At 73.3% G+C, this 25,917-nt stretch carries 19 protein-coding genes; 16 read left to right on the forward strand and 3 right to left on the reverse strand.

What is annotated here, in order from left to right; translation table 11 throughout:
- Nucleotides 1-64: 64 nt before the first annotated feature.
- Nucleotides 65-523: a septum formation initiator gene (locus tag ACQP0N_RS19675; protein ID WP_433112706.1), complete on the forward strand. Its 459-nt coding sequence runs from the start codon at nt 65-67 to the stop codon at nt 521-523.
- A gap of 40 nt (nt 524-563) precedes the next feature.
- Nucleotides 564-971 carry a hypothetical protein gene (locus ACQP0N_RS19680; protein ID WP_433112709.1) on the forward strand — a complete coding sequence of 136 codons (408 nt, stop codon included), beginning with the start codon at nt 564-566 and terminating at the stop codon, nt 969-971.
- Nucleotides 972-1,032: 61 nt separating this feature from the next.
- On the opposite strand, the gene ACQP0N_RS19685 is transcribed toward ACQP0N_RS19680, so the two are convergent.
- On the reverse strand, nt 1,033-4,968 hold the full coding sequence (locus ACQP0N_RS19685; RefSeq protein ID WP_433112712.1) for a ThuA domain-containing protein: 3,936 nt from the start codon (nt 4,966-4,968) through the stop codon (nt 1,033-1,035).
- A 150-nt stretch (nt 4,969-5,118) separates the two neighbouring features.
- On the reverse strand, nt 5,119-5,712 hold the full coding sequence (locus ACQP0N_RS19690; RefSeq protein ID WP_433112715.1) for a hypothetical protein: 594 nt from the start codon (nt 5,710-5,712) through the stop codon (nt 5,119-5,121).
- Nucleotides 5,713-5,961: 249 nt separating this feature from the next.
- Between ACQP0N_RS19690 and ACQP0N_RS19695 the strand changes: the two genes are divergently transcribed.
- Nucleotides 5,962-6,570 carry a class I SAM-dependent DNA methyltransferase gene (locus ACQP0N_RS19695; protein WP_433112718.1) on the forward strand — a complete coding sequence of 203 codons (609 nt, stop codon included), beginning with the start codon at nt 5,962-5,964 and terminating at the stop codon, nt 6,568-6,570.
- 112 nt (nt 6,571-6,682) lie between these two features.
- Here ACQP0N_RS19695 and ACQP0N_RS19700 read toward each other — a convergent pair whose 3' ends face one another.
- The gene (locus ACQP0N_RS19700) at nt 6,683-7,294 is read right to left on the reverse strand and encodes a TetR/AcrR family transcriptional regulator (protein ID WP_433121708.1); all 612 of its coding nucleotides are present in this window, start codon (nt 7,292-7,294) and stop codon (nt 6,683-6,685) included.
- Nucleotides 7,295-7,360: 66 nt separating this feature from the next.
- Between ACQP0N_RS19700 and ACQP0N_RS19705 the strand changes: the two genes are divergently transcribed.
- The 13 genes from ACQP0N_RS19705 to ACQP0N_RS19765 all read left to right on the forward strand — a co-directional run bounded on the left by ACQP0N_RS19705 (nt 7,361) and on the right by ACQP0N_RS19765 (nt 25,912).
- Entirely contained in the window at nt 7,361-8,302 is a 942-nt protein-coding gene (locus tag ACQP0N_RS19705; protein WP_433112721.1) for an NmrA family NAD(P)-binding protein, read from the forward strand.
- Nucleotides 8,303-8,721: 419 nt separating this feature from the next.
- Nucleotides 8,722-9,525, forward strand: a complete 804-nt coding sequence (locus ACQP0N_RS19710) for a thioesterase II family protein (RefSeq protein ID WP_433112723.1) — start codon at nt 8,722-8,724, stop codon at nt 9,523-9,525.
- Nucleotides 9,522-11,726, forward strand: coding sequence for a condensation domain-containing protein (locus ACQP0N_RS19715; RefSeq protein WP_433112726.1), 2,205 nt, complete (start codon nt 9,522-9,524; stop codon nt 11,724-11,726). Before ACQP0N_RS19710 ends, ACQP0N_RS19715 begins: the two co-directional genes overlap by 4 nt.
- The gene (locus tag ACQP0N_RS19720) at nt 11,639-16,123 is read left to right on the forward strand and encodes a condensation domain-containing protein (RefSeq protein WP_433121710.1); all 4,485 of its coding nucleotides are present in this window, start codon (nt 11,639-11,641) and stop codon (nt 16,121-16,123) included. The genes ACQP0N_RS19715 and ACQP0N_RS19720 overlap by 88 nt, the downstream gene beginning before the upstream one ends.
- A gap of 11 nt (nt 16,124-16,134) precedes the next feature.
- Entirely contained in the window at nt 16,135-17,523 is a 1,389-nt protein-coding gene (locus tag ACQP0N_RS19725) for an MFS transporter (protein WP_433112729.1), read from the forward strand.
- Nucleotides 17,520-17,750, forward strand: coding sequence for an acyl carrier protein (locus ACQP0N_RS19730; protein WP_355048096.1), 231 nt, complete (start codon nt 17,520-17,522; stop codon nt 17,748-17,750). Before ACQP0N_RS19725 ends, ACQP0N_RS19730 begins: the two co-directional genes overlap by 4 nt.
- Nucleotides 17,747-19,594 carry a hypothetical protein gene (locus ACQP0N_RS19735; RefSeq protein ID WP_433112732.1) on the forward strand — a complete coding sequence of 616 codons (1,848 nt, stop codon included), beginning with the start codon at nt 17,747-17,749 and terminating at the stop codon, nt 19,592-19,594. Before ACQP0N_RS19730 ends, ACQP0N_RS19735 begins: the two co-directional genes overlap by 4 nt.
- Nucleotides 19,591-20,619 carry a 3-oxoacyl-ACP synthase III family protein gene (locus ACQP0N_RS19740; protein WP_433112735.1) on the forward strand — a complete coding sequence of 343 codons (1,029 nt, stop codon included), beginning with the start codon at nt 19,591-19,593 and terminating at the stop codon, nt 20,617-20,619. The genes ACQP0N_RS19735 and ACQP0N_RS19740 overlap by 4 nt, the downstream gene beginning before the upstream one ends.
- A gap of 38 nt (nt 20,620-20,657) precedes the next feature.
- Entirely contained in the window at nt 20,658-22,541 is a 1,884-nt protein-coding gene (locus tag ACQP0N_RS19745; RefSeq protein WP_433112738.1) for an HAD-IIIC family phosphatase, read from the forward strand.
- Entirely contained in the window at nt 22,534-22,782 is a 249-nt protein-coding gene (locus tag ACQP0N_RS19750) for an acyl carrier protein (protein ID WP_433112741.1), read from the forward strand. Before ACQP0N_RS19745 ends, ACQP0N_RS19750 begins: the two co-directional genes overlap by 8 nt.
- Entirely contained in the window at nt 22,779-23,717 is a 939-nt protein-coding gene (locus tag ACQP0N_RS19755) for a thiamine pyrophosphate-dependent dehydrogenase E1 component subunit alpha (protein WP_433112744.1), read from the forward strand. The genes ACQP0N_RS19750 and ACQP0N_RS19755 overlap by 4 nt, the downstream gene beginning before the upstream one ends.
- Nucleotides 23,710-24,723, forward strand: a complete 1,014-nt coding sequence (locus ACQP0N_RS19760; protein ID WP_433112747.1) for an alpha-ketoacid dehydrogenase subunit beta — start codon at nt 23,710-23,712, stop codon at nt 24,721-24,723. The genes ACQP0N_RS19755 and ACQP0N_RS19760 overlap by 8 nt, the downstream gene beginning before the upstream one ends.
- A complete protein-coding gene (locus tag ACQP0N_RS19765) occupies nt 24,716-25,912 on the forward strand; it encodes a 2-oxo acid dehydrogenase subunit E2 (protein WP_433112750.1) in 1,197 nt (398 codons plus the stop codon). The genes ACQP0N_RS19760 and ACQP0N_RS19765 overlap by 8 nt, the downstream gene beginning before the upstream one ends.
- Nucleotides 25,913-25,917: the final 5 nt, after the last annotated feature.

The following is a 25,917-nucleotide window of genomic DNA, read 5'->3' on the forward strand; positions in this document are numbered from 1 at the left end:
CGTTAACCGTGCCTTAGCCTCCGGATATGCCTGGAACAACCGTGGATCGGGGATAGTCGGTGGCATGAGCCGTCGTTCGGTCCTCGTCGCCGCCGGTTGGGTGGCCACCGTCGCCGTGGCGACCCTGATCGGGTTGGGCGCGATCCGGCTGGTGGGTGAGAGCATCACCGGCACGCCGGGCGGGGTGCGCAGCGAGGCGGAGATCGAACGGGCGCTCGCCTCGCCCGAGCCCGCGCAGAGTGGCACCGTCGGCGCGACAGCGGGCGGACCGACGACGCCCGCGCCGTCGGCCAGCGCCGGGGTCCGCCGGAGTTTCGCCACCGGCGGCGGCACGGCCGTGGCAGAGTGCGGCGCCGACGGGGTACGCCTGGTGTCGTGGGCGCCCGCGCAGGGCTACCGGGTGCACGAGGTGGACCGGGGTCCGGACGACGACGTCGAGGTCACGTTCGAGGGCTCGGCCGGCCGGCATGAGTTGAAGGTCCGCTGCATCGGCACCGAACCGGTGGCGGTCGCCGACGACTAACCCGCTCGTGGTGCTGCGGCAAGATCGCTAGTCTGCTGCGGTGATCCGTACCCTCGTCGTCGCCTCCCTCCTGCTGGCGGGCTGCTCGCCCGCCGATACGCCCGACCCCGCTCCCCGCTCCACCGCGCCCTCGGACAGGTCCGCGGCCTCCGCGTGCAGTCGCGTGGCCTTGAGCATCGAGAAGAACAACCCACCCGTCGAGGACGTGAGCACCGCGATGCTCGCCGTCGAGTCGACCGACCCCGGTGTCCGCGAGGCCGGGAAGAAGCTGGGACCGGCCGCCAAGGAAGCCGGCGACCTGTGGGTGGCGGACGACCCAGCCGTCGACAAGGGGCCGGCCAACCAGCGCGTGGCCGACGCCCGGCAGGGTCTGCTCACGGCGTGCACCGACCTGTTCGGGGCGTACCCGTGGCCCTTCGTCAGGGGCGTGTCACCGACGCCCCGGTAGCTGGACGACGGGGCGTGGCCGGCACGGAGAACCGTGCCGGCCACGTCGTGGTGGTGGTGGTTCAGCTCGTGTAGGCCTCCACCTCCCAGAGGGAATGGCCGTAGCCGGTCCCCCGGGCCGTGCCGTAGATGCGCAGGTAGCGGCCGTTCGCGCCGAGGCCGCTGTGCTCGTCCACGCCACCGTCGGCACCGGTCACCGTCTTCACGGTGGTCCACGTGGTGCCGTCGTTGGAGGTCTGGATCTGGTACGCGCTGCTGTACGCCGCCTCCCAGGCGAGCTTGACCCGTCCGATCGCGGTCGGGCTGCCCAGGTCGACGCGGATCCACTGCGGGTCGGAGAACGTGCTCGACCAGCGGGTGGCGAGGTTGCCGTCGACGGCCTGGGCGCCGGTCACGTCGGCCCCCTCGGTGCTGGACGTCGTCGTCGGCTTGTTCAGCAGCAGGTTGCCGCCGGTCGGGGTGCCGGTGCCGCCGTACACCTCGAACTCGTAGAGCGAGTAGCCCCACGCCGTGCCGCGGCCGGTGCCGAGGAGCCGGACGTACCGGCCGGAGCCGGTGAGCCCGGTCAGGTCGTCCACCCCGCCGTCGCCGCCGGTCACCGTGCGGATCGCGGTGAAGGTGACGCCGTCGGTCGAGGTCTGGATCTGGTACGCGCTGCCGTACGCGGCCTCCCAGGTCAGCTTGACCCGGCTGAGGGCGTACGTCGCGCCGAGGTCCACGTCGATCCACTGTGGGTCGCCGAAGGCGCTGCCCCAACGGGTGCCGGCGACACCGTCGAACGCGTTGGCCGCGACGAACGCGCCCTCGTAGCTGGATGCCCGAGCCGGCTTGCCCTTGGCCAGGTTGGTGCCCGTGCCGGGATCCGGGTCCGGGTCCGGGCCGGGCCCGCCGGGGCTGGTGGAGAGGGTGAACTCGTCGATGTCGAACCACGGCCCGGCGCCCTTGAAGACCAGGTACAGCGTGCGGGTGCCGGTCGGCGCGGTGACTCCACCGGTGACCGTGGCGAAGTTGGCGTACCCGCCGGTGGAGGTGACGGTCGCCGAGCCGACCAACTGCCCGGTGGGTGAGTCGACGCGCAGCTCCAACGTCCCGCCGCCGCCGGCCGGCGCGCCGACGCGGGCGCTGAACGACTGGATGCCGGTCAGGTTGTAGGGGCGGAACGAGATCCAGTCGTTGTTGTCGATGTAGCCGACCGCCGCCCCGCCGTGCCCGGCCGCCCCGGCGACGATCTGCACGCCGGACGAGTCACCGAAGTGCTCGGCCTGGCGGATGCGGGGTTGCAGCACCGCCTGGGTGTGCGTGGTCAGCGCCGGCTGGCCACCCCCGCCCAGATCGGTGTACTCGGCGTCGATGATGCCGAAGATGTTCGCCGCGCTGTCGTGCTCGCCGTCGGCCGAGGTCTGGATTACCCCGGTGCAGCCCTGCGTGCTGGCGAGCTGGTGACCGTGCGAGTCGTGGCCGAGGACGTAGTTCACCTTGACCCGGGCGCAGTTGATGGTGCCGTCCTGGGCGTCGGTGACCGTGACGGAGAACGGGATCGCGTCCCCGAAGGTGAAGGTCTGCCCGTTCAACGGGGTGTTCACGGTGACCACCGGGGCGCTGTTGCCGACGGTGACGACCACGCTCGCGGTGGCGGTCTTGCCGGTGGTGTCCCGCACGGTCAGCGTCGGGCTGCGGGTGCCGTTTGTGGTGTACGTGAAGCTCGGGTTCGCGGCGGTCGAGTCGGTGGTGCCGTTGTTGTCGAAGTCCCAGGCGTAGGTGAACGGGTCACCGTCCGGGTCGAGGGTGCCGGCCGAGGAGAAGGCCACGGTCAGCGGCGCGGTGCCGCTGGTGGGGGTGGCGGTGACCTTCGGTACGGGCGCGCGGCCGCCGCGGGCGTACTCGATGCGGTAGAGCGCCGAGTTGGCGTCGCCGTTGAACCAGCCGGTGCCGTAGTCGAGCACGTAGAGCGCGCCGTCCGGGCCGAACTCCATGTCCATGACCTGGGTGCCGGTCCACGGGAACGGGTTGATCTTCAGTGGCTGACCGGTGGAGTCGAGCTTGACGTTCTTGATCCAGCGGCGGCCGAACTCGCCCGCGAAGAAGGTGCCGTCGTAGTACTGCGGGAACGCCACGGGCGAGGTGTTGTTCGGGTCGTACCGGTAGACCGGGCCGGCCATCGGCGACAGGCCACCGCCGGTGAACTCGGGCGGCGAGCCGGAACCGCCGTACGGCAGCCAGGCCGGGATCGCCGGCGGGAGCTGGGTGATGCCGGTGTTGTTGGGCGAGTCGTTGACGGGCCCGCCGGCGCAGTTGAACTTCGCCCCGGACGGCCCGGACGGGAAGGTGTAGTCGTTGTAGGCGTCGTTGCGGGCGGTGCAGTACGGCCAGCCGTAGAAGCCGGGCCGATCGATCCGGGCGAACTCGACGTTGCCCGCCGGACCCCGGTTCGGGTCCGCGGTGCCCGCGTCGGGTCCGTAGTCACCGAGGTAGACGATCCCGGTGGCCTTGTCCACGCTCATCCGGAACGGGTTGCGGAAGCCCATCGCGTAGATCTCCGGGCGGGTCCGGGCCGTGCCCGGCGCGAACATGTTCCCGGCCGGGATGGTGTAGCCGCCCGCCGCGCTCGGCTTGATGCGCAGCACCTTGCCGCGCAGGTCGTTGCTGTTCGCCGAGGTGCGCTGCGCGTCGAAGGCCGGGTTGCGGCCGGCCCGCTCGTCGATGGGGGTGAAACCGGCCGAGTCGAACGGGTTGGTGTCGTCGCCGGTGGACAGGTAGAGGTTGCCGGCCGCGTCGAAGTCCATGTCGCCGCCGACGTGGCAGCACATGCCCCGGCTGGTGGGCACGTTGAGGATCAGGGTCTCGCTGGCCAGGTTGATCGTGTTGTCGGCGTTCACGGTGAAGCGGGACAACCGGTTGACCCCGTCCCAGACGGCGAAGTCGGCCGGCGTGCCGGTGGCCGGCGCCCCGCCGCCGGGTGTGCTCAACGGGGGCGCGTAGTACGCGTACACCCAGCGGTTGGTGGCGAAGTTGGGGTCGGCCTTGATGCCCTGGAGGCCCTCCTCGTCGCCGGTGTAGACGGCGAGGGTGCCGGCCACCTTGGTGTTGCCGGCGGCGTCGGTGTGCCGGATCACGCCGTCGCGGGCGGTGTGCAGCACACCCCGGTCGGGCAGGACGGTCAGGCTCATCGGCTCGCCGGTCTCGGCCGCGCCCTTGGCCAGCGCCACCTGCTGGAAGTTCGTGGTGACCGTCGGGCCGCAGTCGGCGGTGACCGCCCCGGCCGCGGTCTGGATGCCGCCGAGCAGGTGCTGCCGGAAGGCCGCGTCGGTGTACGAGGCGTCGGTGTGGCCGAGGCCGGTGTACCAGGCCCGGCCGCCGGAGTAGTTCTGGCACCAGGAGATCGGGTGGTCGTACCCCATGCTGCCGCCGGTGTAGGTGCTCTCGTCGAGAGTGGCCAGCACGTGCACGCTGCCCCGGGGGTTGGCGCGGTAGTTGTACAGCTCGTCGAAGCGGCTCCACCGCTGCGGCAGCCCCTTGGTGGACGGGTGCACCTGGTCGGCGACCGTCACGGTGGCGGTCTGCTCGGCCGGATGCGAGGCGAAGTACGCGCCGACGAGCCCGCCGTACCAGGGCCAGTCGTACTCGGTGTCGGAGGCCGAGTGCACGCCCACGTACCCGCCACCGGCGGTGATGTAGCGCTCGAAGGCCGCCTGTTGGGTGGCGTTGAGGACGTCGCCGGTGGTGGACAGCCAGATCACCGCCGCGAACCGGGCCAGGTTGGCGTCGGTGAACTGGCCGGCGTCCTCGGTGGCCTCGACGGTGAAGCCGTTGGCCGCGCCGAGTTGCTGGATCGCCGTGATGCCGGGGGTGATCGAGCCGTGCCGGAATCCGGCGGTCTTGCTGAAGACCAGGACGGTGAACGGGGCGGCGCTGGCCGCGGGTGGCGTGGCGACGACGCCGCCCAAGACGAGGATCGCGCTCAACACAGCGCCGAGCCATGCTCTCGGGGATCTGCGCACGGATTGGTCCTTTCGCGGGACGACGTGCGCCGATCACGCCGGTGGTGGTGTGCATGCATCGTTACGGGTCGATTACCACCTCGTCAAGGACTTCCGCACTATCCGAGAGAGCGTTATCTCGGCAGGTCAGGGCGACTGCGGCAAGAAAGATCAGATTACGGTTTCCGCGCGGTCCCGCGCGTCGTCCCGGCGCAGGGCCGGCAGCGTCGGCGCGAGCGCCACCGCCATACACAGGCCGCCGAGCGGCAGCAGGTCGAGCGTGACGGCCGGTAGGACGATGCCGACGAGCAGCAGGGCGACGCTCCACCAGGGCAGCCGCCGGTGCGCCGCGAGCATGCCCGCGAGGACGAGCAGACCGAGGAAGAACAACTGCGGTACGACGTCGTAGAACAGCACCTCGACGCCGGGCACGTTCTTGAAGTCCCGGCCGAGAGCCGACATCTCCGCCCGGTCGGCGGCCAGCAGACCCTCGACGATGTCGGCGCCGAACTGCACCATCGTGGCGGCGAGCCCGACCAGCGTGACGGCCACGACCGACGTACGCCACGGGCCGGGGCGCAGCAGGCCGGCCAGCGCCAGCACCGCCGGCACGAACGCCACCATGCCGGCGAGGCCGACCAGGTGCGCGGCCTGCCAGTCGAACCCGGGGCCGTACGTCCCGTCGGACCTACCCCAGAGTCGGACGAGCCCGTAGCCCACGATGCAGGCCGGCCCGGCGATCACGAAGAATGCGGCGCGTCTCATGGCAGCCATCGTCCGGTGGGTGACGCACGGCCGGCCTCCGGGCGTAGCCCCGGTACGGCCCCGGTTTCCGCCTCAGGTCTTCCACCGAGCAACCCTGATCCCCGTCAGGCGGGTGACGGCGGATCACCGGCAGCAGCCGTCCCGTCCACGCGTGCGATATCCCGGGCACCCCTCGGGCATCAACGATCTTTGGGACCGGGGGTTGCGTGCGGTGGGCCGGCCCCGGCGCGGCGCTCCTATAGTCGGGCGGTGGGCACGGAACAGGTACGGCAGGCGTACGCCTCGGTCGCGGATCTCTACATCGAACTGTTCGGCACGCGTGAGCAGGTCGACCCCGACGACCTCGCCCTCATCGGCCGACACCTGGGGGGCCGACCTGGTCCGGTGCTCGACCTGGGCTGCGGCCCGGGTCACCTCACCGACCACCTTCGTTCGCTGGGCGTCGACGCCACGGGGGTCGACGTGGTCCCCGAGTTCATCGCCCACGCGCGGGCGACCCACCCCGGCGGCAACTACCGCCTCGGGTCGCTGGACGACCTCGACGTCGCCGACCACTCCGTCGCCGGCATCCTGGCCTGGTACTCACTGATCCACCTGCCGCCGCAGCGCCTCGACGGCGTGCTCACCACGTTCCGGCGTGCCCTGGCCCCGTCCGGGAGGTTGGTGCTGGGCCTCTTCGCCGGCGACGAGGTCGACGCCTTCGACCACAAGGTCATGACCGCCTACCGGTGGCCCGTCGACGAGATCGCCGCGCGGCTGGCGCGCGCCGGCTTCACCGAGGTCGAGCGTCTGGAACGCCCCGACGGTGGCGCTCATCGGCCGCACTTCGCCATCGCGGCGGTGACCGTCGACGGGTGAGCGTAGGGCGCCTCCTCAGCCGTGTCGGGAAATGCGACGAGGCGACCGGACGCCGGTCGGCCAGCCGCCTGGACGCATTGCGGGGCTGTTCTGTGTGCCGCTGCGCGGCGGGTTAGGAGACGCCCGTTCCATGGCGCAGTTGGGCGAAGGCTCGGTCTGCGTCGACGATCGCCTCGGGTTGCACGTCGTGTGCGGTTCGCCCATCGGCGATCCTCTGCCAGTTGGTCCGGGCTAGGACGCGGTGAACCGCGATCACCTGGGCGGCCTGGAGTCGGGCGTCGATGCCCGGGCCGAGGACCGCAGCCAGTGCCTCCTCATCGTCGAGCATGTACTGCGTGAGCCGTCCCGCCAGGCTCGGGGTGGTGAACACCAGCCGATGAAACGCCACCACCTCGGGATGATCATTGAGGCCGGTGACCGGCTCGAAGCGATCGAGACCGGCTCGGAAATGCCGGTGCAGGGCTGTCATCGGCGCGATGTCGGGCCGACGGTCGCGCACCACACGTGCGGCCTCGCCGTTGTGGTCCGCGAAACGGTGCAGGACCAGGTCTTCCTTGGTGGCGAAGTAGCGAAAGAGGGTCGGTTTCGACACCTCGGCCGTGACGGCGATGTCGGAGACCGATACCTGCTCGAACCCGCGCGCCAGAAACAGCGAGATCGCCGCATCGGCGATCGCGTCCCGCGTACGCAGCTTCTTGCGGGCGCGTAGCCCGACAGGCTCCATCACCGTGCCAGACTAACATTCGTTACCTGGTTGCTTTTTTAACTCAGTAACGGTTTCATGGAAGCCATGGAACAGGTAGACACCCCGATGCACTCCGTCAACCATGGCGAGGTCGCCACGACACCCATAGGAGGACCTCCGGTACTTGTCACCGGGGCGACCGGCCGCATCGGGCGCAGCGTCGTCGATCTGCTGACCGATGCGGGTGTGCCGGTCCGTGCCCTCGTGCGCCGCTCCGAGACGGCGGCGACACTGCCCGCCAACGTCGAGATCGTCACCGGCGATCTCACCGTGCCCGAATCGCTCGACGACGCACTGCGCGCCGTCAGCACGGTCTTCCTGGTCTGGACCGCTCCGGCGCAGACCGCGGCGGCGGTCGTGGAGCGGCTGGCCGCCCAGGCGCAGCGAGTCGTCTACCTGTCCGCACCACACCAGACCCGGCACCCGTTCTTCCAGCAACCGAACCCGATGGCGGCGTTGCACGCGGAGATCGAGCGGCTCATCTCGGCCGCCGGGCTCGACTCGACGATCATCCGACCAGGGATGTTCGCGTCGAACGCCCTCCCCTGGTGGGCCGCCGCCATCCGTGGCAACGGCGTGGTCCGGTGGCCGTACGGCGCGGCCGAGACAGCCCCCGTTGACGACCGAGATGTGGCCGAGGTCGTCGCGCGCACCCTGTACGAGGACGGGCACGCTGGCGGTGACTACGTCCTGACCGGCCCCGAATCACTCAGTCAAGCTCAACAGGTAAGCATCATCGGTGACACGCTGGGGCGCCCGATCGCGTTCGAGGAACTGTCGCCCGACGACTTCCGGCGCGAGACTCCGGAAGCCGCGCGCGCGGCAGTGGACATGCTCCTCGCCGCGTGGGACGCCACGATGGGACACCCGGCATACATCACGTCCACGATATTCGACATCCTCGGAACACCACCGCGAACGTTCCGCCAGTGGGTCACGGACCACGCCACCGCCTTCACCGAGCATCCCCACCCACGGAACCCCTGACCACCCTCGACGTCAGCTGACCAGTACCGAACGGCGGATTTCTCGTTCCACTGGCGGCTCGGCGCAAGGGGCGAAGCGGCTCGACCATCTCTCGTCCGGCATCCCATCGAGGGCCAACAGCTCGAACCCCCTGCCGTCGTGGCTGACCAGCAGCCCGTCGCCGAACGTGTAGCGCTCTGGGGACTCCCGGTCACGCGTTGGCGCGGCTCTTGCCGGGCTCTTGGATCGGGGTGGTTGTTGCGGTCGGCGCAGTTGACGACCAGGCCGCGAGCGAGGTTCTGAAGCCCTGCCCGCTTCTCGTTGCCGCCGTATTCGTCGACGTTCGAATCCACCTCACGCGCCGCGCGCAGCGGACACCGCGACGAACCCTCAGCCGACGCTAAGACCGCTGTCACGGCCCGTTCCTAGCGTGTGCGGGCATGGCGACACCACCCGCATCACCGCCGACGACCACCGACGTCACCTCCTGGTTGAGCTGCGCCGCGCCCCGCCCGGCCGCCCGACTGCGGCTCGTGTGCCTGCCGTACGCCGGGGCCGGCGGCGGCGCGTACCGGCCGTGGGCCGCTCTGCTGGGCGACGACGTGGAGGTGTGGGCCGCGCAGTTGCCCGGCCGTGAGCGTCGGCTGGCCGACCCGCCGCTGAGCACGATGGACGACCTCGTACCGCCGCTTGTCGACGCGATCGCCGCGCGGGTGCCGACGCCGTTCGCGATCTTCGGGCACAGCATGGGTGGCCTGATCGGGTACGAGGTGGCGGCCCGCCTGGTCGCCCGGGGCGGCCCGGTACCGCAGCGGCTGGTGGTCTCGGCGGCCCGTCCGCCGCGCGACGCAGCGCCGCTCGGCACGGCGCACCGCCTCGACGACGCGGCGCTGACCCGCTGGCTGCACGACCTCGGCGGGATACCGGACGAGGTGCTCGCCGATTCCGGCCTGCTGGAGCTGATCCTGCCCACCGTGCGAGCCGACCTGAGCGTGGTCGCGTCCTACCGGCCGACGACCGTGCCGCCGCTGCCGCTGCCCGTGGACGCGGTGGCCGCCGCCGACGATCCCCTGGTCAGCCCGGACGACGTGGCCGGCTGGGCGGCCTGCACCGCAGCCGGTTTCTCGCTGACCGTCGTCCCCGGGGGCCACCTCTACCTGCATGACACCCCTCCCCCGCTGTCCCGCCTGCTCGACGGCGGGCCGGCCGCCGACCGCGCGCACGTCGAAGGGGCCACCCGATGACCCAGGACCTGCACCCCGACCTCGCCGACCTCACCCCCGAGCAGCGGGAGCTGCTGGCCCTGCGGCTACGCCAGAGCCGCGCCGGCCAGAGCCAAGCCGGCCGCGCCGATCCGACACCCACGCCCGCGACGGCGGCCTTCCCGCTCTCCTTCACCCAGGAGCAGCTCTGGTTCCTCGACCGGCTGGAGCCCGGCACGCCCGTCTACAACGTGCCCTTCGCCGAGCGGATCACCGGTCCGCTCGACGTCGCGGCGCTGCACCGGGCGGTCAACGCGGTGGTGGCCCGGCACGACGCGCTGCGGGTCGTCTTCGCGACCGTCGACGGCGTCGTCACCCAGCGGGTGTCGGACGCGCTGGAGGTGCCGCTGCCGCTGCTCGACCTGACCGGGCTCCCCGCGTCGGAGCGGGAGGCGGCGGCCGAGCGGGAGATCGCGGCGCACGCGGCGGTCCGCTTCGACCTGACCAGCGGGCCTCTGCTCGCGGCCCGGCTGGTCGCCCTCGCCGACGACGAGCACCTGCTGCTGGTGACCGCGCACCACATCGTCTTCGACGCCTGGTCGGCCGGTGTGTTCGTCGAGGAGCTGGTGCGCTGGTACGGCGAGTTCGCCGGGGACGCCCCGGCCGGCCTGCCCGCGCTGCCCACCCGGTTCGTCGCGCACGTCGCCGCCCGCCGCCGGCCGGAGGCCGAGCGGGAGCTGGCCGGTCACCTGGCGCACTGGCGGGAACGACTCGCCTCGGCGCCGGCCCGGTCCACGCTGCCGCCGGACCGGCCCCGGCCGCCGGTGCAGACCCACCGGGGCCGGAGCCTGCCGTTCACCGTCGACGCCGAGCTGACCGACGCCCTCGGCGGGTTGGCCCGCCGCGCCGGGGCCACCGTCAACGCGGTGGTCCTCGCCGGGCTGACCGCCCTGCTGCGCCAGGCCACCGGCCAGGACGACCTGCTGCTCGGGATGCCCGCCGCCGGCCGGGCGAGCACCGATCTGGAGCCGCTGATCGGCTGCTTCGCCACCATGCTGGTGCTGCGCGTGGACACCACCGGTGACCCGAGCGTCCGCGACCTCGTCCGCCGGGTGCACCGGACGGTCAGCGAGGCGTACGCCCACCAGGAGGCCCCGTACGCGCGGGTGGTGGAGGAGGTCCGTCCGGTCCGCGACCCCAGCGTGAACCCGCTCTTCCAGGTGTTGGCGACCATGACCGACGGCGGCGTACGGCAGCGGCAGGCGGCGGGTGCGACGTTCCGTCCGGTGCCGGCGGAGAGCGGGCTCACCGACTTCGACCTGTTCGTCAGCCTGACCGTCGAGGGTGACCGGATCGACGGCGCGGTCGACTTCAACGCCGACCTGTACCTCGACGAGACGATCTCCGCGACCGTGGGCCGGCTGCCGGAGCTGCTGCGCGCGATGGTGGACGACCCGGACCGCCCGCTGTCGCAGGTGCCCGGGCTGCGCCGGCACCGGATCGCCCTGGCGGCCACCTTCACCGTGGACCCGCTGCGCGACCCGGTGGAGTTCTGGCTGCGCTTCCTGCGCGTACCCGCGTCGGTGGAGCTGGTCGGGTACGGCCAGCTGCTGGCCCACCTGCTGGCCGGGCCGACGGTCGACGCCACGGTGTGCCTGCTGCGCTTCGAGGATTGGCTGCGCCGGCAGGAGAACACCGCCGGGGCCCTCGACGCGGCGATGGACGACCTCGACGCGGCGGTGGCGGCGTACCGGCGGCGGACCGACGCGCCGCTGCTGCTGGTGGTCTGCCCCGCCTCGCCGCGCGCCGCCGACCAGGAGTACGGCCGGCTCGACGACCGGCTGGCGGCGGTGGCGGCGCGTACCCCGGGGTCCATGCGGTCTGGGCCGCCGACCACGCCGACGCCTACCCGGTCGCCGAGGTGGACGACGAGCGCGCGGACGAGTTGGGCCACGTGCCGTACACCGGGGAGTACTTCGCGGCGTTGGGCACGATCGCGCTGCGCGAGCTGCGGCGGCTCGCCGGTCAGCCACGCCGCCTCGTGCTCGTCGACGGCGAGCGGTTGCCGGTCGACCGGCTCGCCGACGCGCTGCCCGGTCACGAGGTGCGGGCATACACGGCGGACGCGCTCGCCGCCGCCGACCCGGCCACCACGATGGTCCTCGACACCGACCCGCAGGCCGTGGCGGCGCTGCGCGGCGCGTACCCGGGCGTGCTGGCGTTGGCCGTGCCCACCGGCGTAGCGGACCTGCGCCGGCAGCTCGCCCACGTCTGGGCGCTGGACCCGCCGCTGGCGGAGGCCGGCCCGAGTGAGCTGTGCACGACGATCGGGTCGGAGCGGGCCGGGTACGTCGTCGAGGAGCTGAGCACCGCCGCGGCGGTCGCCGAGCGTAGCCGGCCGGCCCCCGTCCGGACCGCCGGAGACGAGGAGGTCGTCGCGCCGCGCACCCCCACCGAGGAACGGCTCGCCGGTCTCTGGGCCGCCGCGCTCGGCGTCGAACAGGTCGGCGTGACGAGCGACTTCTTCGGACTCGGTGGACACTCGCTGCTCGCCACCGGTCTGCTGTCGCAGGTGCAGGCGGAGTTCGGCCGGGAGGTGTCGCTCTACACCCTGTTCACCAACCCGACCGTGGCCGGCCTCGCCGCCGTGCTGGACGCCAACCCGGACGCCGCCGCGCTCGCCCCGCTCACCCCCGCCCCGGCGGGCATGCCGGCCGTGGCGTCCTCGGCGCAGGAACGGCTCTGGGCGCTCGACCAGCTCGGCGACGACGTGGTCCGGCACAACACCACGGCCGCCGTCGAGCTGCGCGGCGACCTCGACACGACCTCGCTGCGCCGGGCGTTCGACGACGTGCTGGCCCGGCACGAGGTGCTGCGGACCACCTTCCGGGGCCGTGACGGCGAGCCCGAACCTGTCGTGCACCCGCACGTCGACCCGTGGCTGGAGACGCTGGACCTGACCGCGCTACCGGCGGCGAAGCACGCCCGCGCGCTGCGCCGGGCGGCCGCCGAGCTGGCCGCGCACCGGTACGACCTGGCCGCCGGGCCGCTGGTGCGGGCCCGCCTGCTGCGGCTGCCCGACCAGCGCTGGCACCTGCTGCTCGGCATGCACCACATCGTCTGCGACAACACCTCGTGGAGCATCCTGCTCGACGAACTCGCCGCCCGGTACGCCCACCACGCCACCGGCGTCGACCGGCCACTGCCGCCGCTGCCGGTGCAGTTCACCGACTACGCCCGACACCAGCGCGACTGGCTGGCATCGGCCGCCGTCGAGCCGCACCTGACGTACTGGCGCAAGCGACTGGCCGACGCGCCACCGCTGCTGGACCTGCCCACCGACCAGCCCCGTCCCGACGAGCGCTCGGACGTCGCCGGGTATCAGGCCCAGCGGCTGGGCGCCGGGCTCGGCGCGGCGGTGCGGGGGCTGGCCCGGGCGGAGGGCGTCACGCCGTTCGCCGTCCTGCTGGCCGGCTTCGCCGCACTGCTGCACGCCGAGAGCGGGCAACCGGACCTGGTGCTCGGCACGCCCACCGCCGGCCGGGAACGCGCCGAGCTCGCCCCGCTGATCGGGTGCTTCGCGGACCTGCTGCCGTTGCGGATGGACGTGGCGGGACGGCCCACGTTCCGGCAGCTCGTGACCCGGGCCCATCGCACGTCCCGGGAGGCGTACCGGCACCAGGGGTTGCCGTTCGCGACCATCGTGGAGGCGCTGCGGCTGCCCCGGCAGGCCGCGTACCACCCGCTGTTCCAGTGCGTTCTCAACGTCCTCGACGGCGCCGACGAGCTGCCGGAGTTCGCCGGACTGACCGCCACGCCGGTCGAGGTGCCGAGCGTCGGTGTCGACTTCGACCTCTTCCTCAGCGTCACCTGGCAGGGCGACGACCTGCACGCCGACCTGGCGTACCGGGCCGACCTGTTCACCCCGGAGCGGATGGTCCGGCTGTTGACCGGGCTGGCGAAGGTGCTCGACGACGGGGTGCGTCGACCGGACGCGCCGATCGGCGCGGGTCGCCGTGCGCCCGTCTCCCGGCGGCCGACGCCGCCCGCGCCCCGGTTGGTGGTCGGCGGCACCGTCGAGGTTCCGCGGCTCGCCGAGACCGTCCGCTTCTGGGCCGGGCTGCTCAACCTGCCGCACACCCTCGACCAGCTCGCGCCCGGCGCGCTGCTGCGGCTGCTGTGCGACCCGGCCGCCGGCCTGGCGACCGGCCGACGCGACCGCAACGCGCTGGTCCTGCGCTGGGAGGACCGCCTCGCACCCGGTCCGCTCGCGGCGGGCATCGTCGGGCTGCGCGACTTCTTCGCCGAGCTGCTGTCGGCGCTGGACGTGCACCGGGCGCACAGCGCGGCGGCGCTGACGATCGCCGTCTGCCCGCCGTCGCCGTCGTACCGGACGTCGCCGTACACCGCCGTCTTCGCGGAGCTGACCGCGCGGCTGGCCCAGGCCCGGCCGGACGTCGAGGTCGTCTCCGTGGCGGCGTGGGCGCGGCGCTACCGGGTGCCGGAGCCGCCCGGCGACGCCTGGTCGCCGGAGCTGGCGGCGGTCACCGCGACGCTGCTGGCGCGGCGGGCGGTGCGGCACCCCGCGCTGCGCCGGCTGGTCGTGCCGGCCGGGCCGGCGCACCGGCAGGCGGAGCTGGCACGGCTGCTCGCCGCCCAGGCCCGCGCCGGGCGCGAGGTGCTGCTCACCACGACGCCGCAGCGCGCGGAGCTGTCCGCGCTGGTCACCGCCGGGATCATCGGGTACGCCCCGACGCCCGCCACCGACGCGGCCACCCTGCTCCTGCATCCGGCCACCACACCCGCGCCGCCCGACGTCCCGGCGCTGCCCGTCGACGAGCGGGTCGGGCCGGTGGAGCTGTTGCGGGGTCTCTGGTCGCTCGACGCCGGCACCACCGTGGACGGCGACGCGCCCGTCGACCGGATCCCCGTCGGCCTGCTGGCCGAGGTGGCCACCGAGTTGGGTGACGCGGCGGCGGTGCGCGGCGCCGTCACCGACGGGTACCGGCGCTCGGCCGACCGGGCCGCCGCCGCGCCGCGCACCGACCGGGAACGTCAGCTCGTGGCGATCTGGTCGGAGCTGCTGCGGACCAACCAGCTCGGCATCACCGACGACTTCTTCGCCTCCGGCGGTGACTCGCTGCTCGCCATGCAGCTCGTGGCCCGCTGCGCGGCCGCCGACATCCACCTCACCCCCCGGCAGCTCGTCCGCCATCCCACGGTGGCCGAGCTGGCCGCGAGCCTCGGGGAGGCGACGGCGACGCCGAACGCCGAGCAGGGCGAGGTGCGCGGCGACGCCCCGCTGACCGGCGCGCAGCGCTGGTTCACCGACGTCATCGCCCCCACCATGGGTCGGCCCGCCCTGTTCAACCACCCGTACTACCTTGAGTTGGCCCGGCCGCTCCCGGCCGACCTGGTCCGCGAGGCGGTACGTCGGCTGGTGGCCCAGCACGACGCGCTGCGGCTGCGCCTGACCCGGCAGCCGGACGGGAGCTGGCGTCAGCACCACGGCGACCCGGCCGACGCCGTGCCGTTCGTCAGCCACGACCTGACCGGGCTCGCCGTCGACGAGCGGACGGCGGCGGTCGAGGCCCACTGCGCCGAGGCGCAGACCGGCCTGGACCTCGAAGCCGGCCCGCTGGCCCGGGTGGCGCACTTCCGGCTCGGCCCGGAGCTGCCCGACCGGCTGCTGCTCGTCAACCACCATCTCGTCGTCGACGCGGTCTCCCGGGGCGTCCTGCTGGCCGATCTGGAGACGCTCTGCGACCAGCTCGAACGCGGTGTCGAACCGACGCTGCCCGCCAAGACCACGTCGTACCGGGACTGGGCGCGGCGACTGGCCGGGTACGCGGGTTCGCCGGACCTACGCGCGCAGGTGCCGTTCTGGCTGGCGCAGGCCGACGAGGGGGTGCTGTCCCGGTTGGCCGACGAGCCGTCCGCCACGCCGTTCCGCCTCGGTGACCTGGGCCTGGCCACCGTGACCCTGGACGAGGCCGCGACCCGGGGACTGCACGCCGCCGCCCGTCGGCTGCGCGCCAGCGTGCGGGACCTGCTCGTGTGGGCGGTGGTGGACACCGTCGCGAGGCGTACCGGGGGCGCGGTCACCGTCGCCACGACCGGTCACGGCCGGGAACCGCTCTTCGACGACGTCGACGTCAGCCGTACGACGGGTTGGTTCCAGGTGCTCTACCCGCTGCGCCTGGAGCTGCCCCCGACCGCCGACGCGACCCGCTCGGTCCGCTCGGTGATCCGCCAGCTCGGCCGGGTGCCGGACAACGGCATCGGCTACGCGCTGCTGCGTCACCTCTGCCCGGACGACGACGTGCGCGCCCGGCTGGCGGCCACCGCCGCGCCGATGGTGGCGGTCAACTACATGGGCGGGTACGGCTTCGACGACGTCGCCCCGGCCAACCACCTCCTCGACGTCTGCGCGGCGCCGTTCGGACCGACCGAGGACCCCGACGGGCACTGGCCCTTCCCCTTCGACGTGACGGGGTCGCTCACCGGCCCCGAGCTGCGCGTCGATCTGAGCTACGCCACTCCGGCCTTCCGGCCGGAGACCGCCCAGAACCTGCTCGACGGCATCCGGCGAGGCCTGTTGCGCCTGGCCGGACGCCCCGGGCAACCGCCACGGCAGTAGGAGGAGACCCCATGGCGTTCCGACGCCCGTCCCGGTTCGCCGGGTTCACCACGATCTGGTTCGGCCAGCTGCTGTCGGCGCTCGGCACCCGGATGACGAACTTCGCCCTGAGCATCTGGGTGTGGGACGCCACCGGCCGGGCCTTCGACCTGACCATGCTGATGGCGTTCGCGTTCGGCGCGACAGTCATCTTCAGCCCGATCGCCGGCGCGCTCGTCGACCGGTGGGGACGCCGACTGACCATCGTGCTCAGTGACATCGGCTCGGCGCTCACCACCGCCGTCGTGCTGCTGTTGTTCCTCAGCGGCTCGGTCGAGGTGTGGCACCTCTACCTGGTCAACCTGGTGACCGGCGCGTTCCTCGCGTTCCAGCTCCCCGCGTACCAGGCGACCATCACGGTGATGATGGAGAAGGGCCAGTACCCGAGGGCCAACGCGATGATGTTCGCGGTCCGCACCATCCCGGTGATCTTCGCCCCCGGGTTCGCCGCCGCGCTGCTCGGCCTCATGGACATCAAGGTCATCCTGCTCGTCGACGCGCTGTCCTACGTGGTGGCGATCGGCGCGGTGCTGCTGGTGCAGCTCCCACCCCGGCCCCGCTCGACCCAGCCGGACGAGGGCGGCTTCTGGTACGACACGATCTACGGCTTCCGCTACATCCTGGCCAGCCGGGCGTTCACCGGGCTGGAGGCGATCATGTTCGCCATCAACGTGCTCGCCGCCGTCGGTTTCGCCCTGCTGGTGCCGCAGATCCTGGCCCGCACCGACAGCAGCACCAACGCGGTCGGCCTGGTGCAGACCATCGGCGCGGTGGGCGGCGTGGCCGGCGCGCTCCTGCTCGGGCTGCTGCCCAACACCCGTCACAAGATCCGCCGGATGCTCGTCGCCATCCTGATCTTCAGCGTCCTCGGCCGGATCGTCTACGGCGTCGGGGACAGCATCATCGTCTGGTCGGTCGCCCTGCTCTTCCTGCACCTGTCCATCCCCTTCATCGACGGGTACGCCCAGTCGGTGTGGCAGGAGAAGGTCGAGCCGTCCCACCAGGGCCGGGTCTTCGCCGCCCGGCAGTTCATCGAGGACCTGGCGTACCCCGGGGGCACCGCCCTGGCCGGCATCGCCGCGGACCGCTGGTTCGAGCCGATGATGCGCGAGGGCGGCCCCGGCGTGCCGTACTTCGGGTGGCTGGTCGGCAGCGGACCCGGCGCCGGGATGGGCCTGATCTTCGTGATCGTCGGTGTGTTCGGCATCGGCGTGGCGGCGGCCGGGTTCGCCTCGCCGAGCGTCCGCCGGATGGAGACCGACCTGCCCGACTACGACGAGCCGACCGACCCGCCGGCCCCGCTGCCGTCGCCGACCGGCACCGAGGAGCTGACCGACGACCGCGCGGTGGTGGCGAAGTGACGCTGACCGAGGTGGTGGCCGGGGTCCTGGAGGTCGACCCGGCCGAGGTGACCGACGAGTCCGGGCCGGAGACCATCGGCACCTGGACCAGCCTGCGCCACCTGCAACTGGTGGTGACCCTGGAGGAGGTCTACGGGCTCTCCTTCGCCTTCGACGAGATCCGCGACGTGCGCAGCGTCGGCGAGCTGCGGACCGTGCTGCGCGCCAAGGGCACGGAGACGCGATGAGCACCGTCCTGTTCACCCGACGCGCCCGCTGGCAGGCGCTCACCCGCCAGCGGCCGGCCCCGACGCTGCGCGTCGCCCTGCTGGCCAGCTACACGGCGGACCCGCTGGTGCCGTACCTGGGCCTGGACCTGCACGAGCGCGGTCTTTCCGCCACGCTCACCGTCGGCCCGTTCCAGCAGGTCGTGCAGCAGTGCCTGGCCACCGACGGCTTCCTCGCCGACGTCCGGCCGGACGTGCTGGTGGTGGCGCAACGCCTCGAGGAAGCGGGCGAACCCGGCGCGGCCGGCGACGCCTGGGCGACGGAGCTGGTGGCCGGGGCCGAGGCGGCCGTCACCGCCGCGCGTCGGCACGGCGCCCTACTGGTGTACGTGCTGCCGGCGATCCCCACCGCCCGCCCGTCCGGGCCGGCGGACGCGATGCACGCCGACGGGCTGGTCGCCAGCGCCACCGTCGTACGGCAACGCCTGCGCGACCGGCTGGCCGGCGAGCCGTGGGTGCTGCTCGTCGACGCCGACGAGGCGGTACGCGCCGTCGGCGACGAGCGGGCGCACCACCCGGTGCTGTTCCGCCTCGCCAAGGTGCCGTACACCGAGGAGGTCTTCGCCCGGCTCGGGGCGAGCGCCGCCACGCTGGTGGCGTCCTGGTTCGGCGCGGGCTGCCGGGCGCTGGTCGTCGACGGCGACGGGCTGACCGGCGCGGCGCACCTGCTGCCGGCGCTGCGCGAACTGCGCGCCGCCGGCGTACGGGTGGCGCTGCGGGCCACCGGCGACGGCTGCTGGTCGGACGGCGACGCCGTCGACCTGCTGAGCGTGCTCGACGGTTGGGTCACCGACGACCGGCCGATCGGCGAACAGCTCGCGGACATCGCCGCCGAGCTGGACGTCGCCCCGGCCCAGATCGTGCTGGCCGGCGTCGACGCGGCCCAGCTCAGGCCGTCCGGTGAAGGGCCGACCGGCGAAGGGCCGCGCAGTGAAGGGCCGACCGGCGCGGGACCGACCGGCGAAAGACCGACCGGCGCGGGACCGACCGGCGAAAGACCGACCGGCGCGGGACCGACCGGCGAAAGGCCGACCGGCGAAGGGCCGGCGGTCGAGGGGCCGCCGCGGCGCGTGCTGCTCGGGGCCGACCCGGCGGCCTGGTCGGACGAGCTGCGGGCGGCCGGGCTGACCGACCGGCTGCCGGAGCGGCGGTGGAGCGGCGGACCGGCCCGGTCGGCCGCCGCGCCGCACGCCGCGCTGGCCCTGGACGACTTCGTGGCCGGCCTGGACGTCCAGGTCGACTATCTGCCCGTCGTCGCGGACGGCGTCGCCGAGGTCGCCGAGGTGGTGGCCCGGGCGCACGACTTCGCGCTGACCTCGGCCCCACCGGCCGCCGCGCTGGCCGCGCGGGCCGACGACCTCCTGGCCATCCGGGTCCGCGACCGGCTGGGCGACTACGGCACCTCGGGCCTCGTCGCGCTGGATCGAGGTGCCGACCGGTGGACCGTCGACGTCTTCTCGCTCTCCTGTCCCGTGCTGGGCAAGGGCGTCGAGGCGGCCGTGCTGCGGGAGCTGACCCGCCGGGCCGGCGCGGCCGGCGCGGACGAGGTGGTCGTCCGGTGGACCGACACGGGCCGCAACGGCACCGCCCGGCGCTTCCTGTCCGAGGTGGACGGTCTGGCGCCCGCCGATCCCCGGGTCCGGCTACGCGCCGCGCGCGCCTCGGTGGACCCGACGACGGGGTCCGGGACAGCCGACGCCGCGACGCCCGACGCCTCGACAGCCGACGCCGGGACAGCCGACGCCGCGACAGCCGACGCCGGGACGGCCGACGCGGCGACGGCCGCGACGGCGGTACGGCGATGAGCGCGCCGCCGGTCGGCGTCGGGGTGGCCGCCCTGGCCCACGTCCTCGGCGAGCCGGTCGACGTGGCGGCGGCCGCGGCCGCGTACACCAAGGATCTTGATCGTCTTCGGTCCTGGGAGTACCGGACCTTCCACCGGGCCGGTCCCGGTGTCGGGGTGACCGACCTGGCGGTGGTGGCCGGCGGCACGGCCCTGGACCGGGCCGGGTTGTCCGCCGCCGACGTGGACCTCGTGGTGCTCGCCATCCCCGACCTGGCCGAATACCTCTACTGGGACCCCGCCGCGCACACCCAGGCCCGCCTCGGCGCGCACCGGGCCGAGGCGGTGCTGCTCAACCAGGCGTGCGGCGGCGGGGTGGCCGCGTTCGACACGGTGGCCGGGCGGTTCGCCACCCACCCCGGCTACCGCACGGCGCTGGTGATCGGCGCGAACCGGGTGTGCGAGCCCTACTGGAACCGGATGGAGGTGAACACCAGCGTCTTCTCCGACGGCGCGGCGGCGGCCGTGCTGGTCCGCGACCACGACCGGTGCCGGTGGCTGGCCACCGAGACCATCACCGACGGCCGGTACGCGGGCTTCATGCGGATGCCCGTCGGTGGCGCCGCCCAGCCGTTCACCCCGGACGTCGGCACCCCCCGCGTCGGTGACCCGGCGGACCGGCTCAACGAGTTCTTCGCCGGGGACGTACGGCGGATGTTCCGGTTCGTCGCGACCATCCGCGAACGCAACCGGCAGGTGGTGCAGACGACCTGCGACCGGGCCGGCGTCACGCTCGCCGACGTCCGACGGTTCGTGCACTTCCACGACAACGCGCGGCAGTTCGCCGAGCTGGCGAAGGACCTCGGCGTGGACCTGGAACGCACGAACGTCGAGCTGGCCCTCGCGCACGGTCACATCGGCTGCGCCGACCAGCTCATCAGCCTGGAGCGCCACCTCGACAGCGGCGAGGTGACCACCGGCGACCTGGTCGCCCTGACCAGCACCGGCAGCGGCATGCACTGGGTCTGCACCCTGCTGCGGGTCTGACCGGCCGCCGCACCCACCCACGGGAAGGAACACCGAACATGAGAGTCGAGGAGGTCCTGCACCGGATCCGCCGGCTGCGCCGACCAGGCGCGGCCGCCGACCCGGAGCTGACACCCGGCCTGGTCCACCTGGACGACGCGGCGGTCACCACCGTCGCGTCCGCCGGTCGGCTGCTCGCCGGCGTACCCGTCGAGAAGCTGGCCAGCACCGACTTCCCGCTGCGTCCGCTGCGGGTCGCGGTCACCGGCACGTTCACGCCCGGCACGCTGGAACCGCTGCTGCGGGTGGCGCTGCTGCGGATCGGCATCGCCGCCGAGATCCACGTCTCCGGCTTCGACCAGCTCGTGCTCGACCTCAGCGACCCCGGCTCGGCACTCGCCGAGTTCCGGCCGGACGTCACGCTCTGCCTGCTGCACGACGGCTGGTTCCTGCCCGCCGAGTGGGACCCCGCCGACCTGGCCGGCCTCGCCGACGTACTGCGCGAGCGGGCCGGCGTACTCAGCGCCGCGCTGCGCGGGTACACCGCCCGCACCGACGGCGCGGTGCTGCTGCACACCGTGCCGCTGTCCCCGTTGGAGCACCGCAGTCTGGTCAGCTTCCGGGGGCGGGCCGAGCTGGGCCTCCTCTGGCGGGAGCTGAACGCCCAGCTCCTGGAGCTGGGCGGACGGGACACGACGTACACCCTGGACCTGGAGGCGCTGCTGGTCGACCACGACGGCCCGGTGCGCGACGAGCGCCTGTACCGGTTCGCCAGCATGGCGTGGACACCCACGGTGGAGCGCCGGTACGCCCACGAGGCGGCCACGTTCTGCCGGGCGGTCCTCGGCCGGACGGCCAAGGTGCTCGCGCTGGACCTGGACAACACGCTCTGGGCGGGCGTGCTCGGCGACGACGGGCTCACCGGCATCCAACTCGGCGCCGACTACCCGGGCAACTGCCACCGGGACGTGCAACGTCGCGCCCTGGCGCTGCGCCGGCAGGGCGTGCTGCTCGCGGTGTGCAGCAAGAACGACCCGGACCTGGTGACCGAGGCGTTCGCGCAGCATCCGGACCTGCTGCTGCGCGCCGACGACTTCGTCGCGCAGGCGGTCAACTGGGGGCGCAAGGACGAGAACCTGCGCCAGCTCGCCACCGGCCTCAACCTGGGCCTGGACGCCGTCGTGTTCGCCGACGACAGCCCGTTCGAGTGCGAGCTGGTACGCCACGAGCTGCCGAGCGTACGGGTGGTGGAGCTGGCCGGCGACCCGGCCGGTTTCTCCACGCGGCTGCTCACCGAGGGGCACTTCACCGTGCTCGCCACCGGCGTCACCGACCGGGAACGCACCGAGCTGTACCGGGCCCGGGCCGGACGGGAACGCTTCGCCGCCACGTTCGACTCGGCGGCCGACTACCTGCACGAGCTGAAGTTGCGGGTCACCGTCCGGGACGTCGACGCGCACAGCCTGCCCCGGGTCGCGCAGCTCGGGCTGCGCACCAACCAGTTCACGATGGCCGAACGGGCGCACACCGAGGCGCAGACCCGGTCCCGCGCCGACTCCCCCGACCACCTGGTGCTCACCGTCGAGGTGGCCGACCGGTTCGGCGCGGAGGGGCTGGTCGGCGGCCTGTGGCTCGACCGGACCGATCCGGACGCCTGGGTGATCGAGAACTTCGTGCTGAGCTGCCGGGTGTTCTCCCGGGGAGTCGAGCAGGCGGCCCTGCACCGGGTGACGGAGCTGGCCCGCTCGGCCGGTGCGACCCGCCTGGAGGCGCTGTTCCGGCCCACCGCCCGCAACAAGCCCGGCGGGGCCGTCTGGCCGTCCGCCGGCTTCACCGTGGCCTCCGTCGAGGACGGCACCACCCGACACGTGTTGCCACTGCACCCCCCGCCCCGGCTGCTGCCGGCGTGGATCGCCCTGGAGGAGGGAGACATCCGTGCCTGACCTGTTCACCACCGTCGCGGGCCTCATCGAGCAGGTCGCGGACGTACCGGCCGACGAGCTGTCGCCCGACGTCCGGTTCGCGTCGTTGGCCCACTGGACCAGCCTGGAGGCGCTGCGACTGCTCTCCGCGCTGGAGGACGACCTCGGCGTACGGCTGGACCTGCGTGCGTACCTGGCGGTCACCGCCGTCGGCGAGCTGGTCGACCTCATCGCCGCCGAGCGGGACGGGGTCGTCCGGTGACCGCCACCCGCACCGAGGCGGCGCCCACCGCGCCGACCCGGCTCACCGACACCGACCTGGACCTGCTGCTGCTGATCCGGCACTTCGAGCTGGCGCTGCTGGACATGTTCGGGCGGGGCGAGCTGCACGGCACCACGCACACCTGTCTGGGCCAGGAGTACGTGCCGGTGGCGCTGCGCCCACTGCTGGACGACGGCGACTTCGTGTTCAGCAACCACCGGGGCCACGGGCACTACCTGGCCCGGTTCGACGACCCGCACGGCCTGCTCGCCGAGGTGATGGGCCGCGAGGGCGCGGTGTGCCACGGCGTCGGCGGCAGCCAGCACATCCTGCGCGACCGCTACCTGTCGACCGGGGTGCAGGGCGAGAGCGCGCCGGTGGCCGCCGGGGTCGCACTGCACCTCAAGCGCACCGAACCCGGCCGGTTGGCGCTCGTCTACCTGGGCGACGGCACGTGGGGCGAGGGCGCCGTCTACGAGGCGCTGAACATGGCCGCGCTGTGGGGCCTGCCGCTGGTGCTGGTCGTGGAGAACAACGGCATCGCCCAGTCCACGCCGACCACCGCGCAGCTCGCCGGCAGCATCGGCGGCCGGGCCCGGGCCTTCGGGGTGGACCACCTCCGGATCACCTCCACCGACACCGAGGTCGTCCGCGCCGCGCTGACGCCGGTGCTGCGCCGGGTCCGCGAGCGGTCCACGCCGTACGTGGTGGAGTTGCTCACCCACCGGGTGGGGCCGCACAGCAAGGGGGACGACAGCCGTCGCCCCGAGGAGATCGCGCACGCGCGGGCGCACGACTGGTACGCGCGTTACGCGCGGGCGTACCCGGAGCAGTTCGAGGCGCACGACGAGCGGCAACGGGCGTACGTGGCGCAGGTGGTCGCCGACGTCGCCGGCCGCGCGGCGAGCCGCTGGACGGAGGAGAACCGTGGCTGAGCGGGTGGTGGAGAACCTCAACCAGGCCCTGCACGCGCTGCTGGCCGACGACCCCACGCTGAGCGTGCTCGGCGAGGACCTCGTCGACCCGTACGGCGGGGCGTTCAAGGTGACCCGGGGACTGTCGGCGCGCTGGCCGGATCGGGTGCTGTCCACCCCGCTGAGCGAGGGCGGGATCGTCGGCGTGGCCGGCGGGCTGGCCCTGGCCGGGCAGAGCGCAATCGTCGAGATCATGTTCAGTGACTTCGTGGCGCTGGCGTTCGACCAGATCCTCAATTTCGCCAGCAAGTCCACCGCCATGTACGGCCGGCGGGTGCCGATGCGGCTCGTGGTGCGCTGCCCCAGCGGTGGCAACCGCGGGTACGGCCCGACGCACAGCCAGAGCCCGCTGAAGCACTTCATCGGCATCCCCGGCCTGAGCGTGCACGAGGTGTCGCCGTTCCACGACAACCGGGCCGTGCTCGCCGGCATGCTCGCCACCGGCCGGCCGGGACTGCTCTTCGAGGACAAGGTCCTCTACACCACCCGCATGTACGCCGACGGTGTGGTGGACGAGCTGTTCCGCTACGACCTGATCGGCCCGGACGCCGACGTCGCCCGGGTCCGGGTGGACGAGGAGGAGCAGGCCGACTGCGTGCTCGTCGTACCCGGCGGGTTGGCCGCCCGGGCCGTGTCGGTGGCCCGGGAGTTGCTGCTGCGCGACGACATCGTCTGCCAGGTGCTGGTGCCGTCGCGGCTCTGGCCGCTGGACACCGACGCCCTGCTGCCGCCGATCGCGCGGGCCGGACGGGTCGTGGTGGCCGAGGAGAGCACCGCCGGCGGCACCTGGGGCGCGGAGCTGGCGCAGGTCGTGCACCGGCGGCTCTGGGGATCGCTGCGCGCGCCCGTACGCCTCGTGCACTCCGCGGACAGCGTCATCCCGACCGCCGCGCATCTCGAACGCACCGTGCTGGTGCAGGACGCCGACATCCACCAGGCCGTGAAGGAGGTCGTCAGTGGTGACTGACCTGGTCGTCCCCAAGCTCAACAACAACGACACGACGTACGTCCTGCTCGACTGGCTGGCCGAGGACGGCGAGCGGATCCGCGCCGGCGAGCCGATCGCCGAGGTGGAGACGTCCAAGGCGGCCGAGGAGCTGCTCAGCGACGGCGACGGCGTACTGCACCGGCTCGTCGAGGTCAACCAGGAGTGCGCCCCGGGGGACGTCATCGGGCACGTCTTCGACGACGAGGACGCGCGGCAGCGGTTCCTCGCGGTCACCCCGGCCGCCCCGACGCCCGAGGCGCGACCGGGTGGGCCCGTACTCACCGACTCGGCCCGGGAACTCGCGGCCGCGCACGGTCTCGGCGACCACGAGCTGCGCGAGATCGGCAAGGCGGTCGTGCGTCGTACCGACGTGGAACGCCTACTGGCCGACCGGTCGGCGGCGCCCACGGCCGCGACCGAGCCGGTGGTGGTGGCCGCGGCCGCCGCGCTGGCGGCCGGCGACGGCCCGGAGCCGGACGACCCGCGCCCGGTGCACACGCTCTCCCGCGCCCAACGCGCGGTGGCCGCCGTGGTCACCGAGTCGCACCGCGAGGTGCCGGCGGCGCTCGCGGTGATCAAGGTACGCGCCGACGCCGCCCTCGCGGTCGCCCGGCAGCTCACCCGCGCCACCCGCACCCTGGTCGGCCTGCCGGAACTGCTGGTCAAGGTGATCGGCGGGTTGCGCGAGGACCACCCGTTGCTGTTCGCCTCCCCCGGCGACGGCAGCAGCGTACGGCTGGCCGAGGCGGCCCACGTCGGCGTCACCATCGACGTCGGCACGGGCCTGTTCATCCCGGTGGTCCGCGACGTCGAGGAGCTGACCTGCGCGGAGATCGCCGAGACGCTGATGGACTTCCGCAGCCGGGCCGGCGGCGAGGGCTTCCGGGCCGGCGAGCTGGCCGGCGGGACCATCGTCGTGTCCCTGCACACCGATCCCGACGTGGTGCTCGCCGGGCCGATCGTCTTTCCCGGTCAGACCTGCGTGGTGGCGATCGGTGGCACCCAGGACGAGCTGGCGCTGGACGCGGACGGTCAGGTGGTGACCCGCCGGTTCGTCAACCTGAGCGCCGTCTACGACCATCGGGTGGTCAACGGACGGGAGGCCGTCGCCTTCCTCCAGGCGGTGAAGGCCGCCCTGGAGTCCCCCGATTACCTCGCCGAGGAGTGACGCGC

Origin of the sequence: Micromonospora sp. CA-246542 (assembly GCF_050942905.1) — a bacterium.
Lineage (GTDB): Bacteria > Actinomycetota > Actinomycetes > Mycobacteriales > Micromonosporaceae > Micromonospora.